General features: G+C 61.9%; 14 protein-coding genes and 2 pseudogenes. 7 read left to right on the forward strand and 9 right to left on the reverse strand.

The genetic code is table 11. The features are described from left to right. Positions 1-106 precede the first annotated feature (106 nt). The 5 genes from JWR98_RS19415 (at position 107) to JWR98_RS19435 (ending at position 4,307) form a co-directional block, all read left to right on the forward strand. Entirely contained in the window at positions 107-1,264 is a 1,158-nt protein-coding gene (locus tag JWR98_RS19415) for a D-alanyl-D-alanine carboxypeptidase family protein (RefSeq protein ID WP_003176292.1), read from the forward strand. 84 nt (positions 1,265-1,348) lie between these two features. Next, entirely contained in the window at positions 1,349-1,624 is a 276-nt protein-coding gene (locus JWR98_RS19420) for a DUF493 domain-containing protein (RefSeq protein ID WP_017528936.1), read from the forward strand. Further along, complete coding sequence (gene lipB, locus JWR98_RS19425; protein ID WP_003176290.1) at positions 1,624-2,271, forward strand: lipoyl(octanoyl) transferase LipB; 648 nt, start codon at positions 1,624-1,626, stop codon at positions 2,269-2,271. The genes JWR98_RS19420 and lipB overlap by 1 nt, the downstream gene beginning before the upstream one ends. 26 nt (positions 2,272-2,297) lie before the next feature. Further along, positions 2,298-3,299 carry a lipoyl synthase gene (gene lipA, locus JWR98_RS19430; RefSeq protein WP_162163623.1) on the forward strand — a complete coding sequence of 334 codons (1,002 nt, stop codon included), beginning with the start codon at positions 2,298-2,300 and terminating at the stop codon, positions 3,297-3,299. A gap of 87 nt (positions 3,300-3,386) precedes the next feature. Next, complete coding sequence (locus JWR98_RS19435) at positions 3,387-4,307, forward strand: S66 peptidase family protein (RefSeq protein ID WP_205490950.1); 921 nt, start codon at positions 3,387-3,389, stop codon at positions 4,305-4,307. Between the two features lie 129 nt (positions 4,308-4,436). Here the strand turns inward: JWR98_RS19435 and JWR98_RS19440 are convergent. The 5 genes and pseudogenes from JWR98_RS19440 to leuS form a co-directional block, all read right to left on the reverse strand. Then, positions 4,437-5,761, reverse strand: a pseudogene (locus JWR98_RS19440) (lytic murein transglycosylase). 61 nt (positions 5,762-5,822) lie between these two features. Next, the gene (gene arfA, locus JWR98_RS19445) at positions 5,823-5,987 is read right to left on the reverse strand and encodes an alternative ribosome rescue factor ArfA (protein ID WP_003176285.1); all 165 of its coding nucleotides are present in this window, start codon (positions 5,985-5,987) and stop codon (positions 5,823-5,825) included. Between the two features lie 155 nt (positions 5,988-6,142). Next, positions 6,143-7,180 (reverse strand): DNA polymerase III subunit delta, encoded by a 1,038-nt coding sequence (holA, locus tag JWR98_RS19450; RefSeq protein ID WP_205490953.1) that lies wholly within the window; start codon positions 7,178-7,180, stop codon positions 6,143-6,145. A gap of 39 nt (positions 7,181-7,219) precedes the next feature. Further along, the gene (locus tag JWR98_RS19455; RefSeq protein ID WP_205490956.1) at positions 7,220-7,825 is read right to left on the reverse strand and encodes an LPS-assembly lipoprotein LptE; all 606 of its coding nucleotides are present in this window, start codon (positions 7,823-7,825) and stop codon (positions 7,220-7,222) included. Between the two features lie 89 nt (positions 7,826-7,914). Further along, a pseudogene (leuS, locus tag JWR98_RS19460) lies at positions 7,915-10,520 on the reverse strand (leucine--tRNA ligase). 261 nt (positions 10,521-10,781) lie between these two features. Between leuS and JWR98_RS29545 the strand changes: the two are divergent. Beyond that, positions 10,782-11,099, forward strand: a complete 318-nt coding sequence (locus tag JWR98_RS29545) for a hypothetical protein (protein ID WP_078734800.1) — start codon at positions 10,782-10,784, stop codon at positions 11,097-11,099. 98 nt (positions 11,100-11,197) lie between these two features. Then, positions 11,198-11,959, forward strand: a complete 762-nt coding sequence (locus tag JWR98_RS19465; protein ID WP_205490958.1) for a YdcF family protein — start codon at positions 11,198-11,200, stop codon at positions 11,957-11,959. Between the two features lie 35 nt (positions 11,960-11,994). On the opposite strand, the gene lnt is transcribed toward JWR98_RS19465, so the two are convergent. The 4 genes from lnt to JWR98_RS19485 are packed head-to-tail and all read right to left on the reverse strand — an operon-like array spanning position 11,995 to position 15,867. After that, positions 11,995-13,518 (reverse strand): apolipoprotein N-acyltransferase, encoded by a 1,524-nt coding sequence (gene lnt / locus JWR98_RS19470; RefSeq protein WP_078734798.1) that lies wholly within the window; start codon positions 13,516-13,518, stop codon positions 11,995-11,997. Between the two features lie 8 nt (positions 13,519-13,526). Further along, complete coding sequence (locus tag JWR98_RS19475) at positions 13,527-14,366, reverse strand: HlyC/CorC family transporter (RefSeq protein WP_003176278.1); 840 nt, start codon at positions 14,364-14,366, stop codon at positions 13,527-13,529. 45 nt (positions 14,367-14,411) lie between these two features. Further along, entirely contained in the window at positions 14,412-14,870 is a 459-nt protein-coding gene (gene ybeY / locus JWR98_RS19480) for an rRNA maturation RNase YbeY (protein WP_003176277.1), read from the reverse strand. Then, a complete protein-coding gene (locus JWR98_RS19485) occupies positions 14,863-15,867 on the reverse strand; it encodes a PhoH family protein (protein ID WP_205490960.1) in 1,005 nt (334 codons plus the stop codon). Before JWR98_RS19485 ends, ybeY begins: the two co-directional genes overlap by 8 nt. Between the last annotated feature and the right edge of the window lie 147 nt (positions 15,868-16,014).

The following is a 16,014-nucleotide window of genomic DNA, read 5'->3' on the forward strand; positions in this document are numbered from 1 at the left end:
CAAGGGGTGAGCGAGCAACCGAACACGTGACAGTCTGGTAGCGGGCTGTCTGAATAAAAAGTTTTGCCCGCGAGGGCAAGTTTCCATAAGCAATTTCGAGAGACGGATGAACATCACCACCTTAGCCAAACGCACGTGCCTGCTTCTTTCGCTGATCATCACCCCGGCCGCCTGGGCGGTTGAAATGGTGCCGGCCTCACCGCAACTGGCCGCCAAGGCCTGGGTGCTCATGGATGCCGCCAGCGGCAACGTGCTGGTGGAGAACAACGGTGACCAGCGCCTGCCACCGGCCAGCCTGACCAAGCTGATGACGGCCTACATCGCGACCCTGGAAATCCGTCGCGGCCAGATCGGCGAGAACGATCCGGTGACCGTCAGCGAAAACGCCTGGCGCACCGGCGGTTCGCGGATGTTCATCAAGGTGGGTTCGCAAGTCACCGTGAGCGACCTGCTGCACGGCATCATCATCCAGTCCGGTAACGACGCCAGCGTCGCCCTGGCCGAGCACATCGCCGGCAGCGAAGACGCCTTCGCCGACATGATGAACAAAACCGTGGCCGACCTGGGCATGACCAACAGCCACTTCATGAACCCGACCGGCCTGCCGAACCCGGAGCACTATTCGTCGGCTCACGACATGGCGATCCTGGCCCGCGCGATCATTCGTGTCGACCCGGTGCACTACGCGATCTACTCCCAGAAGGAATTCTTTTGGAACAACATCAAGCAGCCTAACCGCAACCTGCTGCTGTGGCGCGACAAGACCGTCGACGGTCTGAAAACCGGCCACACCGAAGAAGCCGGCTACTGCATGGTGTCGTCCGCCGTACGTGACGGCCAGCGCCTGATTGCCGTGGTCTTCGGCACCAACAGCGAGCAGGCCCGTGCGGCCGAGACGCAAAAGCTGCTGACCTATGGTTTCCGCTTCTTCGAAACCCAGACCTTCTACCAGAAGGGTGCTGAGCTGGCGACCGCGCCGGTGTGGAAAGGCGCCACCTCGCAAGTCAAGGCCGGCCTGGCCGAAGACCTGACCCTGACCATGCCTAAAGGCCAGCTGAAAAAGCTCGCTGCGAGCATGACCATGAACCCGCAATTGGTTGCCCCAATCGCCAAGGGTGACGTGATCGGTAAGGTCGAAGTGAAGCTGGACGACAAGGTGGTGCACAGCGCCGACCTGATCGCACTGGACGCCGTCGACGAAGGTGGTATCTTCCGCCGCGTGTGGGATAGCATCCGTCTATTCTTCTACGGCTTGTTCAACTGATAGTGTGCACCTGCAAGGCCCCGTGTTGATCCGACACGGGGCCTTGCCCGTCGCCACGGCTTACGCTTACGAGGCCGTTACGCCATGACCGATAAAGAAGTAAAGGCGCCAAAAATCGAATTCCCGGTGACCGATTACCCTATCAAGGTGATCAGCGACACCGGTGTGGGCCGCAAAGACCAGATTCTCGACATCGTGCGTAAACACGCGACGATCAACGACAACCGCGTGGACGAACGATCCAGCTCCACCGGTAAATATACGACGATCCAGTTACACATCGTTGCGACCGGTCAAGACCAGCTCTACGACATCAACAGCGAACTGCGGGCCACCGGCTTCGTGCACATGGTGTTGTGATGTCACAGGTCCTGGGCTTTCGCGAGCTCGGCCGGATGGCGTACGAGCCGGTCTGGCACGCCATGCAGCGCTTCACCAACGAACGCGGCAGCTCGGCGCCCGATGAAGTCTGGCTGGTGGAACACCCGCCGGTGTTCACCCAGGGCCAGGCCGGCAAGGCTGAGCATCTGCTGCTTCCGGGGGATATTCCGGTGGTGCAGGTCGACCGAGGTGGCCAAGTGACTTACCATGGGCCCGGTCAGCTTGTCGCTTATTTGCTGCTGGACGTGCGCAAGCTGGGTTTTGGTGTGCGTGATCTGGTGAGCCGCATCGAGGCTTGCCTGATCGAGCTGCTGGCCAGTTACGGCGTGACCGCCGCGGCCAAGCCGGATGCACCGGGCGTGTACGTCGACGGCGCGAAAATCGCCTCCTTAGGGCTGCGTATTCGTCATGGGTGTTCCTTTCATGGCCTGGCCCTGAACGTGGACATGGACCTGGCACCGTTTCGGCGCATCAACCCGTGCGGTTATGCCGGGTTGGCGATGACGCAACTGAGCGACCACGCGACACCGATTAAATTTGCCGAGGTAAGTGCCCGGCTGCGCGCGCAGCTCGTCAAACACCTCGACTATGCTGAGCAGACGACCCTCACGGGCGGAATCGACTGATTATGACTACTGATGCAGTGCAAACCATGATCCCGACGCTGGACGTCACCGAGCGTCCGGCCCCGGCCCCGCGTGCCAAGGTGGAAGCCGGCGTCAAGCTGCGCGGCGCCGAGAAGGTTGCACGCATCCCGGTGAAGATCATTCCGACCACCGAACTGCCGAAAAAACCCGATTGGATCCGCGTGCGCATCCCGGTTTCGCCGGAAGTCGACCGTATCAAGGCGCTGCTGCGCAAACACAAGCTGCACAGCGTCTGTGAAGAAGCCTCCTGCCCGAACCTGGGCGAGTGCTTCTCCGGCGGCACCGCCACGTTCATGATCATGGGTGACATCTGCACCCGTCGCTGCCCGTTCTGCGACGTCGGCCACGGCCGTCCGAAGCCACTGGACGTGAACGAGCCGGAAAGCCTGGCCATCGCCATCGCTGACCTGAAACTCAAATACGTGGTAATCACCTCGGTAGACCGCGATGACCTGCGCGATGGCGGTGCCCAGCACTTTGCCGACTGCATCCGCGAAATCCGCAAGCTTTCGCCGAACGTGATGCTCGAAACCCTGGTGCCGGACTACCGTGGCCGCATGGACGTCGCGCTGGAAATCACCGCTGCCGAGCCGCCGGATGTGTTCAACCACAACCTGGAAACCGTGCCGCGCCTGTACAAGGCCGCGCGTCCGGGTTCGGACTATCAGTGGTCGCTGACCCTGCTGCAGAAATTCAAGCAGATGATGCCGCACATCCCGACCAAATCCGGCCTGATGCTGGGCCTGGGCGAAACCGACGAAGAAGTCATCGAAGTCATGAAGCGCATGCGCGAGCACGACATCGACATGCTGACCCTGGGCCAGTACCTGCAGCCGTCGCGCAGCCACTTGCCGGTGCAGCGTTTCGTGCACCCGGACACCTTCGCCTGGTTCGCCGAGGAAGGCTACAAGATGGGCTTCAAGAACGTCGCGTCGGGCCCGCTGGTTCGTTCTTCGTACCACGCCGACGAACAGGCCAAGCTGGTCAAGGCGAGCCTGGTTTCGTAATACAGATCTGCGCTACACCGCAGGTCCAATGTGGGGTGGGGGCAAGCCCCTCCCACATTTCGTTCCGCGTTAGTTAGGGAGAGTTGTATGGCAGCAGCCGTTCCAGCCCTTCGTGCTGAAGGCACCATCGCTCTGATCGCCCCCGCCGGCCCTGCCGCGCTGGACGTTGAAAAGGCCGGGCAATGGATGCGCGCCCGCGGCTACGACCTGCATATCTTCACCGGCGTCTATGAGCGCGACGGCTATCTCGCCGGCAGCGATGCAGTGCGCCTGCGCGACCTGCATGCCGCTTTCGCCAATCCCGATATCGATGCGATCTTCTGCCTGCGCGGCGGCTACGGTACCCCCCGTTTACTGGACGCGCTCGATTTCGAACTGATCCGTGCCAACCCCAAACCATTCGTCGGCTACAGCGACATCACCGCCTTGCACTTGGCGATCAACCGCTACGCCGGGTTCGTGACCTTTCACGGCCCGATGCTCAATGCCGATCTGCTCGGCGATAAGCAGGCACCGACCGAATCGTCCTTGCTGAGTATGCTGCGTGGCCAGCTCGGTACGGGCGCCGAGCTTAAGCACCCGGTGGCCTGGCCGTTGACCACGATTGCGCCAGGCATCGCCTGTGGGCGCTTGCTGGGCGGCAATCTGTCGATGATCGCCGCCGTGATGGGCACACCGTACGAAATCGACGCAGAAGGCGTCATCCTGTTTATCGAAGACGTCAACGAGCCGATCTACCGCATCGACCGCCTGCTCACGCATTTGCGCCTGGCAGGCAAACTGGCTCAGGTGGCCGGTGTGCTGGTGGGGGATGTGGCGGGCGTGGATAAGGTCGCATTGGATCGTCTGCTGAAGCAGACCTTCGAGCCGCTGTGCATTCCGGTGTTGTCCGGATGGCGCAGTGGGCACTGTGATCCGAACCTGACGTTGCCGATGGGGGCGCAGGTGCGGTTGGATGCGGGGGCGCAGCGGGTAGTGTTGGAGCAGGAGGTGATCTTCAGGCCCTGAAGCTGTTGTCGTCTGCTGAACCGCTATCGGGGGCAAGCCCCCTCCCACATGATCCGCGTACACTCTTTGGAATGCGGTCCAGTGTGGGAGGGGGCTTGCCCCCGATAGCGGTAGTCGCCATAAGCCAATCTAGCGGTTCTGCAACGACTCCAGCAACTTAACCGTCGGATACCCATCCGCCGGCCAGCCCAGCGCCTGCTGCGCCGCACGAATCGCTTTGCGTGTGTTGGCGCCGATAATCCCGTCCGGGTTGCCCGCGTCGTAGCCTTTGGCGCTCAGCGCCGTCTGCAAATCGATACGCTGTGAACGACTCAGCGGCAGCTCATCCTTGGGCCATTCGCCGCGAATCACACCACCGCCACCAAAGCGCTCCGACAGCAGGCCAACCGCCAGTGCGTAGGACGACGAGTTGTTGTACTTGAGGATCGCGCGGAAGTTATCCAGCACCAGGAACGCCGGGCCACGGTAGCCGGCCGGCAGCAGCAGGGCGGCGGACAGTGGGTCGACGTTGGGCGGCATGCTCGCGCCAGGTGGCAGCTGGATGCCCAGCCTCAGCCACTCGGCCACGCTCTTGCGCACGCCACCGTCGGCCAGGGCGTAATCGAAGTTCGCCGGCAGTTGTTTCACTTCGAAGCCCCACGCTGGCCTTTCTGCCAGCCGGAGCTTTGCAGGTAGTGCGCAGTGGAGGCGAGTGCGTCGGCCGGGCTGTTCCAGATATCGCGGCGGCCGTCGCCGTCGAAGTCCACGGCGTGGGTGTTGTAGGTGGTCGGGATAAATTGGGTCTGGCCCATTGCGCCGGCCCAGGAGCCTTTCATCTGGTCGGCCTGGATATCGCCGTGCTGGATGATCTGCAGCGCCGCCAGCAACTGCGCCTGGGCAAAGGCCGGACGGCGACCTTCGTAGGCCAGCGTTGCGAGGGAGCGGATCACCGAGTTGTTGCCCTGGAATTGGCCGAAGTTGCTCTCCATGCCCCATACCGAGACCAGCGCCTGGCGGTCGACGCCATAACGTTGCTCGATGCTTTGCAGGATGTCAGCGTACTTGATCAGCAGTGCCTGGCCATTGCGCACCCGCACTGGCGACAAGGCGCCGTCGAGGTATTCCCACACCGGCCGGGAGAACTCCGGCTGGCTGCGGTCGGCTCGGATCACCGCCATGTCCGGGGTGACATTGGCGAAGGCGTTATCAAACACCGCCGCTGTGATCCCGGCTTTCAAGGCGTCCACACGGAAACCTGCCTGCCATTCGGCGAAGGTCTGGGTCGGTTGGATATCGAGGTTGTCCACTGCCAGCGGGGCCACGACAGCGGGCGCGACCACGGGGGCGGTCGACAGCTTCGGCAGCGGTTGGGCGTCGGCGGCTGTCGGTTTTTCGGCGCAGGCGACAAGTAGAATGAGGCTGGAGGCAGCGATCAATTGGCGAAGGTGCCAGCGACGGGAAAGACTAGAGGGCATGCACAGGTCCAGGGGTTACAGATCAGATGCAGACCTTATCATGCCGGAGGGGCGCTTGCCTTCAGGCAGCCAGAAAGTAAGAAGCCTCCCAGCTATTAGACTGGAAGGCTTCGCGGCGGTAGCTGCCTTTGCCCTTGCCGGCGCGTTCCTGACGGCTGCGGAACAGTGGCTGGGCGATGATGGATTTGGCCTTGTTGGGGCCATGCTTGGATGGCTTTTTGCTCATGGTTTTGACTCTCTTGGGTGGAGGGAAGCGGTGCAAATAATCTGCCGAAGTCTGGCCGCTGTAAAGCCCGACAAGTTTTTTGAAATGTAAACGCGGTCCAAGTGTGGGAGGGAGCAAGCCCCCACATTGGTTTCGCAGTGTTTTTAGAAGAGGGGTTATTCAGCAGGTAATGCCAGGCGCTGACCAGACATCAACAGCGACAAACGGCTGAGGCTCATCCACGGCGAGCCGGCCGCCTGGCCCTTGATCTGCGCATCGATGCGCTGGGCCTCCAGCAACAGCTGCGCCCAGCGTTGCGCCGAGTGGCGTTGCAGGGCTTTGCTCATCAGGGGTTTGCGCTTGTCCCACACCGGTGGCCGGGCCTGGCTGAAGCATTTGTCCAGTGGTGTGCCCTGGCTGTATTGCAGGGCGATATTGGCCAGTACCCGCAGCTCCCGGGCCAGGGCCCAAAGAATCACCGGCGGCTCCACGCCTTCGCCGCGCAGGCCTTCGAGCATGCGCAGGGCGTGGGCGGGTTCGCCGTTGAGGATCGCGTCCACCAGGCCGAACACGTCAAAGCGTGCGCTGTCGGCCACCGCACCCTGCACGGTCTCGACGGTGATCTGCCCGTCTTCGGCCATCAGCTTGAGCTTTTCGATTTCCTGGGCGGCGGCCAGCAAGTTGCCTTCGACCCGTGCGGCGATCAGCTCTATAGCATCCTGGGTCGCCGACAACCCCGATTGTGAAAGGCGCTGACGAATCCATTGCGGCAACTGACTACTGTCCACCGGCCAGATCTGGATGAACTGGGTCTGTGCCCCTTCCACCAGAGCCTTGCCCCACTTGGTTTTCTGCGCACTGCCGTCGAGCTTGGGCAGGCTGATCAGCAATACCGTGTCCTCGGCAGGCCGGGAACAATATTCCATCAGGGCGGCCGCGCCTTTATCACCGGGCTTGCCCGAAGGCAGGCGCAGTTCCAGCAGGCGTTTTTCGGCAAACAGTGACATGCTCGCGCCGGCTTGCAGCAGCGTGCCCCAGTCGAAACTGGCGTCGGCGCTGAATACCTGGCGTTCATCGAAGCCTTGCTGGCGGGCGGCGGTGCGGATGGCGTCCGCGGCTTCCTGGCACAGCAGCGGGTCATCACCGCTGACAATGTAGACAGGCGCGAGGCCACCTTGCAGGTGTTTGGCGAGTTGGGCGGGAGCGAGTTTCATAGGCAGGGAGAACGGGGCGCCTGGGGCGCCCCGTCTGGCTTACTCGACAGGAACTTCAACAGGCGACTGTTTCGGTGTGTTGTCTTCGTACTCTTGCGCGGCTTTCAGGGCATCGGCGTCAGCCTTGGCCTTGTTGTCAGCAATGTGCTGCAGCTCTTCGAGTTTTTCCGGGGTCAGCAGTTGCAGGCGAATCAGCATGCGCTGGATCAGCTCGCGACGCATTTCCTTGCGCACCTGGAGGCTCTCGGAGTCCGAACCCACCAGGTTGTTGCCGTCGTGGCTCACGACTTTCTGCACCTGAATCTTGTCACTCATCAGAGGCAAATGGTCGCGGCCTTGTATATCAAAGTTGAGCGTAGTCACGAGCTCAACGTCCGACGCGCGGCCGGCACTGGCGTAGCTGATGTTGCGCTGGGTTTCTTGCTCGTCGGCCAGGTACAGTTTGTAGGTGGCGCCGTTATAGACGTGTACGCCACTGTTTTCCAGCGCCTGACGCAGTTGAGTCACGGTCTCGCCGTAGGCGTTACGCGCGCTGACGTCGAGTTCCTTGAGCGACAATTCATTGGTGCCGGTGCCGCGCAGCTGGAAGCCGCAAGCGCTCAACAGAACGGCAAGGCCCATTACCAGCAGATTGCGTTTGATCATTTTGTTGCTCCCCTTGAAACCAGGCGGGCCTTATCGAGGCCCTGAAGGTTTAGTTCGGCGCAGGGCTCAAGCCCCGCGCCCGATCCGATTTAGCTGGCGACGATATTGACCAGTTTGCCAGGCACCACGATCACTTTGCGGATCGTCAGGCCTTCGGTGAAGCGCAGCACGTTTTCGTTGGTACGCGCGGCCGCTTCGATGTCTTCGCGGCTGGCGGTGGCCGGCATGTCGATCTGGCCACGCAGTTTACCGTTGACCTGGATCACCAGCGCCAGCGTGTCCTGGACCAGGGCGCTGTCATCCTGTACCGGCCAGCGCGCATCGATGACCGCGTCGCTGTGGCCCAGACGGCTCCACAGTTCGTGGCTGATGTGCGGCGTGATCGGCGCCAGCAGCAGGGTGACCGTTTCCAGGCCTTCCTGCAGCAGTGCGCGGTCTTGCTCGGTTGCCTGCGGGGCTTTTTCCAGCACGTTCATCAGCGTCATCACCTGGGCGATGGCGGTGTTGAATTTGTGGTGCTGGCCGACGTCCTGGCTGGCTTGCTTGATGGCCAGGTGGGTGCTGCGGCGAATGGCTTTTTGCTCGTCGCTCAACGACGCCACATCCAGCTTGGCCGGCAGGCCCTGGCTGACATGGGCGTGCGCCAGGCGCCACACGCGCTTGAGGAAACGGTGCGAACCTTCGACGCCGGAGTCGGACCATTCGGCGCTCATGTCGGGCGGCGAGGCAAACATCATGAACAGGCGGCAGGTGTCGGCGCCGAACTGGTCGATCATCGACTGTGGGTCGACGCCGTTGTTCTTCGACTTGGCCATCTTCTCGGTGCCGCCGATTTCCACCGGCAGGCCGTCGGCGATCAGCTTGGCGCTGATGACCTTGGCTTTGCTGTCACGCTCCAGCTCGACGTCCGCCGGGTTGAACCAGGTGTAGGCGCCATTGGCTTCGCGGCGATAGTAAGTCTCGGCGATGACCATGCCCTGGGTCAGCAGGTTCTTGAACGGCTCATCGGAGCTCACCAGGCCTTCGTCACGCATCAGCTTGTGGAAGAAGCGCGCGTACAGCAGGTGCAGGATGGCGTGTTCGATGCCGCCGATGTACTGGTCCACCGGCAACCAATGGTCGGCCGCGGATTTCTCCACCAGGCCGCCCTCGTAGTGCGGCGAGGCGTAGCGGGCGTAGTACCACGAGGACTCGACGAAGGTGTCCATGGTGTCGGTTTCACGCTTGGCGGGCGCACCGCATTTGGGGCAGCTGCATTCGTAGAACTCGGGCATGCGCGCCAATGGCGAACCGGCGCCGTCCGGTACCACGTCTTCCGGCAGCACGACCGGCAGTTGCTCTTCCGGTACTGGCACGTCGCCACAGCTGTCGCAGTGGATGATCGGGATCGGGCAGCCCCAGTAGCGCTGACGGCTGATGCCCCAGTCGCGCAGACGGAACTGGGTGCGCGAGGCGCCGAGGTTTTTCTTGATCAGGGCGACTTCGATGGCGTCGAAGGCGCGGCGAAGTCCAGGCCGTCGAACTCGCCGGAATTGATCAGGGTACCGTGCTCGCCGTAGGCGTCCTGCCACGGCGCCGGGTTGGTATCGCCCGAGCTGGTACGCACGACCGACTTGATCGGCAGGTTGTACTTGGTGGCAAATTCGAAATCGCGCTCGTCGTGGGCCGGCACCGCCATCACTGCGCCGTCGCCGTAGTGCATCAGCACATAGTTGGCGACCCATACCGGCAATTTCTCGCCGGTCAGTGGGTGCTCGACGAACAGCCCGGTCGGCAGGCCTTTTTTCTCCTGGGTGGCGACGTCGGCTTCGGCCACGCTGCCGCCTTTGCAGTCGGCGATGAACGCCTGCAGTTCAGGGTTGTTCTGTGCGGCCTGGGTGGCCAAGGGGTGCTCGGCGGCCACGGCGACATAGGTGGCGCCCATCAGGGTGTCCGGACGGGTGGTGAACACCTTGAGCGCCCCGGCTTCGCCGATCGAGTCGACGTTGTACGGGAACTGCACTTCCATGCCTTTGGATTTGCCGATCCAGTTGCGCTGCATGGTCTTGACCTGTTCAGGCCAGCCCGGCAGGTCGTCGAGGCTCGACAAGAGTTCATCCGCGTAGGCAGTGATCTTGAAGTAGTACATCGGGATCTGGCGCTTTTCGATCACTGCGCCGGAACGCCAGCCGCGACCGTCGATCACTTGTTCGTTGGCCAGTACGGTCTGGTCGACCGGGTCCCAGTTCACGGTGCCGTTCTTGCGGTAGATCACGCCTTTTTCGAACAGGCGCGTGAACAGCCACTGTTCCCAGCGGTAGTAGTCCGGCTTGCAGGTGGTCACCTCGCGGGACCAATCCACCGCCAGGCCCAGGCTGCGCAGCTGGGTCTTCATGTAGGCGATGTTTTCGTAGGTCCACTTGGCGGGGGCCACGTTGTTTTTCATCGCGGCGTTTTCCGCCGGCATGCCGAAGGCGTCCCAACCCATGGGTTGCAGGACGTTCTTGCCGAGCATGCGCTGGTAACGGGAAATCACGTCGCCGATGGTGTAGTTACGCACGTGCCCCATGTGTAGCTTGCCGCTGGGGTAAGGGAACATCGATAGGCAGTAGTAAGTCTCCTTGCCTGGCTGTTCACTGACTTCAAAGGACTTTTGCGCGTCCCAGAAGGTTTGGGCGGCGTTTTCTATTTCACGGGGCTGGTAGTGTTCGTGCATGGCTACTTTTGAACTGAATAGGGGTGGCCTAATCCTCTTCGCAGCGTTGTCCGGGTAGATCGACACCAAAAAGCGGCGCGTGCATGCCCAAACCCTGCGGGAAGTGGAGTTACAGGAAGCGCCGTAGCATACATGACCCCACTCTATCGAGGGAAACCCTGATTACACGGTAAGGGCCGTCTGTCGCGGCGCCAGGCAGGCGCAGCCACGGGGGCTACGCTGTTTAGTGGGGAGCAAGTCTTTCTTCAATGAGGTGAGGGGATGGTTGAATCGCAGCGAATCGCAACGAAACCGGACATCTACGAGGGATTGATCGACCGCTTGGGTCGTGCATTGGATGCAGCAAGGACAGCAGGCCGATTGCGAGATGAACGGCCTGTGGAGTTGGAACTGCGCGGGTTGAGCCGCGCGGAGCTGGAACTGATCAAGGCTTACCTGGAACGCAATGAGCGCAGTGCGCCTCCGAGGGTGGCAACCCCGCCAGCCAAAGAGCCTCCGCACTCTGCCAAGGTGGTGTGGCTAAAAGACTTGCCGGCCGGTCGTGGCCCGGAAACACTCCGGTCCGCCCGCTCCAAGTAGTTCACTCCCCGTGCAGCCGCACCCGTGTGTTATGTCACCGTAAAGATTGTCGCTAAACCCCGTTACACCTTAGGCTTCGGGCATCTTTGGAGATGCCGATGCCTATTCGTTACTTCATCAAACAATTGCTTTTGCCGCCCGGCATTCTTTTGCTGTTGCTGGCCCTTGCCTGGTGGTTTCGGCGCAGTCGCCCACGGCTGGCGGGCTGCTGCTTTGCCTTGGGCCTGGGCGGCATGTGGTTGATCAGCTTGCCGGTGATGGTGGAGTGGGGCGCGCGAGTCTTGGAGACCGAGCCGCCATTGGCGCGTGAAGACTGGTCCACACTGGCCCAGCGCGCCGATGCTATTGTCGTGCTGGGTTCGGGGCGTGAGCGCGGTGACCCGGCATGGGGCGCCGACCAGCCTACCGGTATCGGCCTGGAGCGCCAGCGTTATGCCGCGCGACTGGCCAAGGCCTCCGGGCTGCCGGTGCTGACCAGCGGTGGTCTGCATTACGGTACGCCGCCCAGCGAGGCGCAATTGATGGCGGTGTCGATGCAGGATGACTTCGGCGTGACGGTGCGCTGGAAAGAGGAGCGCAGCCGCACCACCTGGGAAAACGCGCAGATGAGTGCCGAGATTCTGTTGCCCGAAGGCATCAAGCGTGTGGTGGTCGTGACCCAGGCCTGGCATATGTCACGGGCGGTATGGAGCTTTGAAAAGGCCGGCTTCACGGTGGTGCCGGCGCCGGTGGGCTTTTTGGGCGTGGACAATGCCCGACCGCTGGGCGGCTGGATGCCGGAGTTCAAGTCGGTGTGGCAGAGCGGGCAGTTGATCAACGAGGCGGTGGGGCAGATTGGTTATCGGGTGTTTTACCGATAACCAGGCATACCCACATTGGGTCCGGTGTGATTTTGTCAGACGGTTTTGGCCATTCGGCCCGCCAGCAAAGCCCAACCAAACAACCCCAGGCACACAATGATCAGCGGCCACGAGCGCCATTGCAGGTACGGCGTGAGGTCATGCATCGGCACCACTTCACCGTACAGAATGCCGCGTTCGAACTGCGGGATCTGCGCAGTGATCTGCCCAAACGGGTTGATCAGCCCGGTCACGCCGTTGTTGGTAGCGCGGATCATCCAGCGGCCGGCCTCCAGCGCACGCATCTGCGCCATTTGCAGGTGCTGCAACGGGCCGATGGAGCGGCCGAACCAGGTGTCGTTGCTGATGGTCAGCAACAGGTCGCTCTGGGCGGAGAGGCCGGCGGCGAATTCCGGGTACACCACTTCGTAGCAAATGAACGGTGCGATTTGGTAGCCCTTTGCCTGCAGCATGGCCTGGTCAGCGGGGCCACGGGCGAAGTCCGACATCGGCAGGTCGAAGAAGGCGATCAGCCCGCGCAGCATGTCCTGCAGCGGGACGTATTCACCAAAAGGCACCAGTTTCTGCTTCAAGTAGGTGCCGTCACCTTCACCCACGACGGTGATGCCGTTGAAGTAGCGCTTCTGGTGGTGCACCTCCTGGCGGATCGGCACGCCGGTGATCAGCGCGGTGTGCCGGTCGGCGGCGAACTTGCCCATCATGCCCAGGTAGCCTTCCACCGATTCCTTGAGCACCGGCACTGCGGTTTCCGGCCACACCAGCAGGTCGACACGCTTGGAGGTGAAGCTCATGTCGCGGTACAGCGCCAATTGCGCGTTGAGCTGTTCCGGGTCCCACTTCATGCTTTGTTCGACGTTGCCCTGAATGGCCGCCACGGTGAGTGGGGCGCCAGAAGGACTGGTCCAGGCGTGATGTTTGAGAGCCAGGCCGATGGCCCAGGGCGCGACCAGCAGCACCAGGCCCACGCCGACAAAGGCGTTGCGCTTGCCGGCCAGCAAGCGCGGCAGGTTGCACAGCAAGGCGGCCGTGAGCGCCAGGGCAAAGGAAATCAGCCACATGCCGCCGACGGGCGCCAGGCCGGTGAGCGGGCCATCGAGTTGGCTGTAACCGGAGTAGAGCCACGGGAACCCGGTGAGGAACCAACCGCGAAACGCCTCCTGGCCAACCCACAGCGCGGCAAACGTCAGCGCATCCGCCAGCGGTGCTTCATTGCGCCGCAGCCAGCGTGCCCATAACCAGGCGGGCAGGGCGAAGAACCAGGCAATGGCGGCGGTGAACAGCAGCATCAGGAACCCCGCCAGCAGCACTGAAGCGCCGCCGAAGTGGTGGATGCTGTAGTAGATCCAGCTGGTGCCGGCGCCAAACAGGCCGAAACCGAAACACCAGCCACGGCCCAGCGCCTGGCGTGGGGTCAGTTCCCGCAAGCCCACATAGAACAATCCGACCGCCACCAGTGCAAACGGCCACAGATCGAACGGCGCCAGCGCCAGGGTAGTGATGGCGCCGGCCACCACGGCCAGCAAGTTACCGGGCCAGCCGGGGCGGGTTAGGCGCTGCATGTCATTCCTTAGCGGGCAATAGGAGTCAGGCGAATCAGATGGATACGACGGCTATCGGCATTCAGGATGCGGAAACGATAGGCGCCGATCTCGGTGATTTCGTTACGTTTTGGCAGGTGCCCGAACGCACTCATCACCAGGCCTCCGACGGTGTCGAATTCGTCATCGGAGAATTCGCTGTCGAAGAACTCGTTGAAGTTCTCGATCGGCGTCAGCGCCTTGATCAGGAAATCACCGCTGGGCAGCGGTTTGATGTAGCTGTCTTCTTCGACGTCGTGCTCGTCTTCGATGTCGCCGACGATCTGTTCCAGCACGTCTTCGATGGTCACCAGGCCGGCCACGCCGCCGTATTCGTCGATCACGATGGCCATATGGTTGTGGTTGGCGCGGAATTCACGCAGCAGCACATTCAGGCGCTTGGATTCGGGCACGAAGGTGGCCGGGCGCAGCAGGTCCTTGATGTTGAAGCTGTCGCCGTTCTCCTTGAGGATCAGCGGCAGCAGGTCCTTGGCCAGCAGGACGCCCATGACGTCGTCATGGCTTTCTCCAATGACCGGGTAGCGCGAGTGCGCCGAATCGATCACGGCCGGGAGGAACTCCCGTGGGGTCTGGGTCGCCTTGATGCTGATCATCTGCGAGCGCGGGACCATGATGTCGCGTACTTGCAGGTCAGCCACCTGGATGGCGCCTTCGACGATGGCCAGCGCTTCGCTGTCCAGCAACTTGTTCTGGTGGGCCTCGCGCAGCAGCTCCAGCAGCTCCTGGCGGTTTTTCGGCTCGTGGGCAAAAGCCTGGGTCAATTTACCCAGCCATGACTTCTGCCCATTGCTCGATCGGTCTTCGCTCATAGCGATTACTCTGAATCCTTTATCGTTACAGTTAATAGGTGATTTCTAAACTTCGTCATCCGCATACGGATCAGGATGACCCAACTCTGCAAGCAACGTTCGTTCCAGTGCTTCCATTTCTTCGGCTTCGTCATCGTCTATATGGTCGTAACCCAAGAGATGCAAGCAGCCGTGAATGACCAGGTGGGCCCAGTGGGCCTCGAGTGCCTTGCCTTGTTCCTTGGCTTCGCGTTCAACCACCGCGACGCAGATCACCAGGTCGCCCAGCAGCGGAATATCCAGCAGCTCATCGGGGACGTCGGCGGGGAAGGACAGTACGTTGGTGGCGTAGTCCTTCTGGCGCCAGGTGCGGTTCAGTTCGCGGCCTTCGGGCTCGTCCACCAGACGGATGGTCAGTTCCGAGTCGGCGGTGCGCTGGCGCAGGGCCAGGGCACACCACTCGCGGAACCGGGCTTCGCTGGGGGCGGGCTTTGTGCTTTCAAGCTGCAGGTCTAGCTCAAGCATCGCGGCGAACGTCCTTTGACAGTCCCTCATCGCGGTGTTCGAAGCGCTCGTACGCTTCGACAATGCGCTGCACCAGTGGGTGGCGCACCACATCCTTGGGCATGAAGTGCGTGAAGCTGATGCCCGGCACGTCCTTGAGCACCTCGATCACCTGGCCCAGGCCCGACTTGGTGCCCTTGGGCAGGTCGACCTGGGTAATGTCACCGGTGATCACGGCGGTAGAGCCGAAACCGATACGGGTGAGGAACATCTTCATTTGCTCGACGGTGGTGTTCTGGCTTTCGTCGAGGATGATGAAGCTGTTGTTCAGCGTACGGCCGCGCATATAGGCGAGCGGGGCGATCTCGATCACCTGGCGCTCGATCAGCTTGGCCACGTATTCGAAGCCGAGCATCTCGTAGAGCGCGTCGTAGAGCGGGCGCAGGTACGGGTCGATCTTCTGGGCCAGGTCGCCGGGCAGGAAACCGAGCTTTTCACCGGCTTCAACCGCTGGGCGCACCAACAGAATGCGGCGCACTTGCTCGCGCTCCAGGGCGTCAACCGCGCAGGCTACGGCCAGGTAGGTCTTGCCGGTACCGGCCGGGCCGATGCCGAAGTTGATGTCGTTGCCGAGGATTTCCTTGACATAGCGCTGCTGATTCAAGCCGCGAGGGCGAATCATGCCTTTTTTGGTGCGCAGGGCCACGCTGGCTTCGGCCACAGGGTTATTGGCCAGGTCTTCCACAGCGGACTCCTGCAGGTACAGGTGCACCGTTTCCGGTGACAGTTCACTGCCCTTGGTCTCGCGATAGAGGCGGCGCAGCAGGTTTTCCGCGGATGTGGTGTGTTGGGGTTCACCAATAAGCTCGAACTGATTGCCGCGGTTGCGGATCTCGATGCTCAGGCGTTGTTCGATCAGGCGCAGGTGCTCGTCGAACTGTCCGCACAGATTGGCGAAACGGCGAGCCTCAAAAGGCTCGAGGAGGAAACGATGGGGTTCTACTATGGGTGCGTTCAAGGTCGCTTTTAGCCGCCCTTTGGCTGTTGATGTGAAAGAGAGAATAACGCCAGGCGCTGGTGTGCGAAAGCACTTATCCAACCCGAGTTCGGTGTAATTCCAGTGTGGGAGGGGGCTTGCCCCCGATAGCAGTGTGTCAGCCAGTAC

It is taken from the genome of Pseudomonas lactucae (genome assembly GCF_016937615.1).
Classification (GTDB): domain Bacteria; phylum Pseudomonadota; class Gammaproteobacteria; order Pseudomonadales; family Pseudomonadaceae; genus Aquipseudomonas; species Aquipseudomonas lactucae.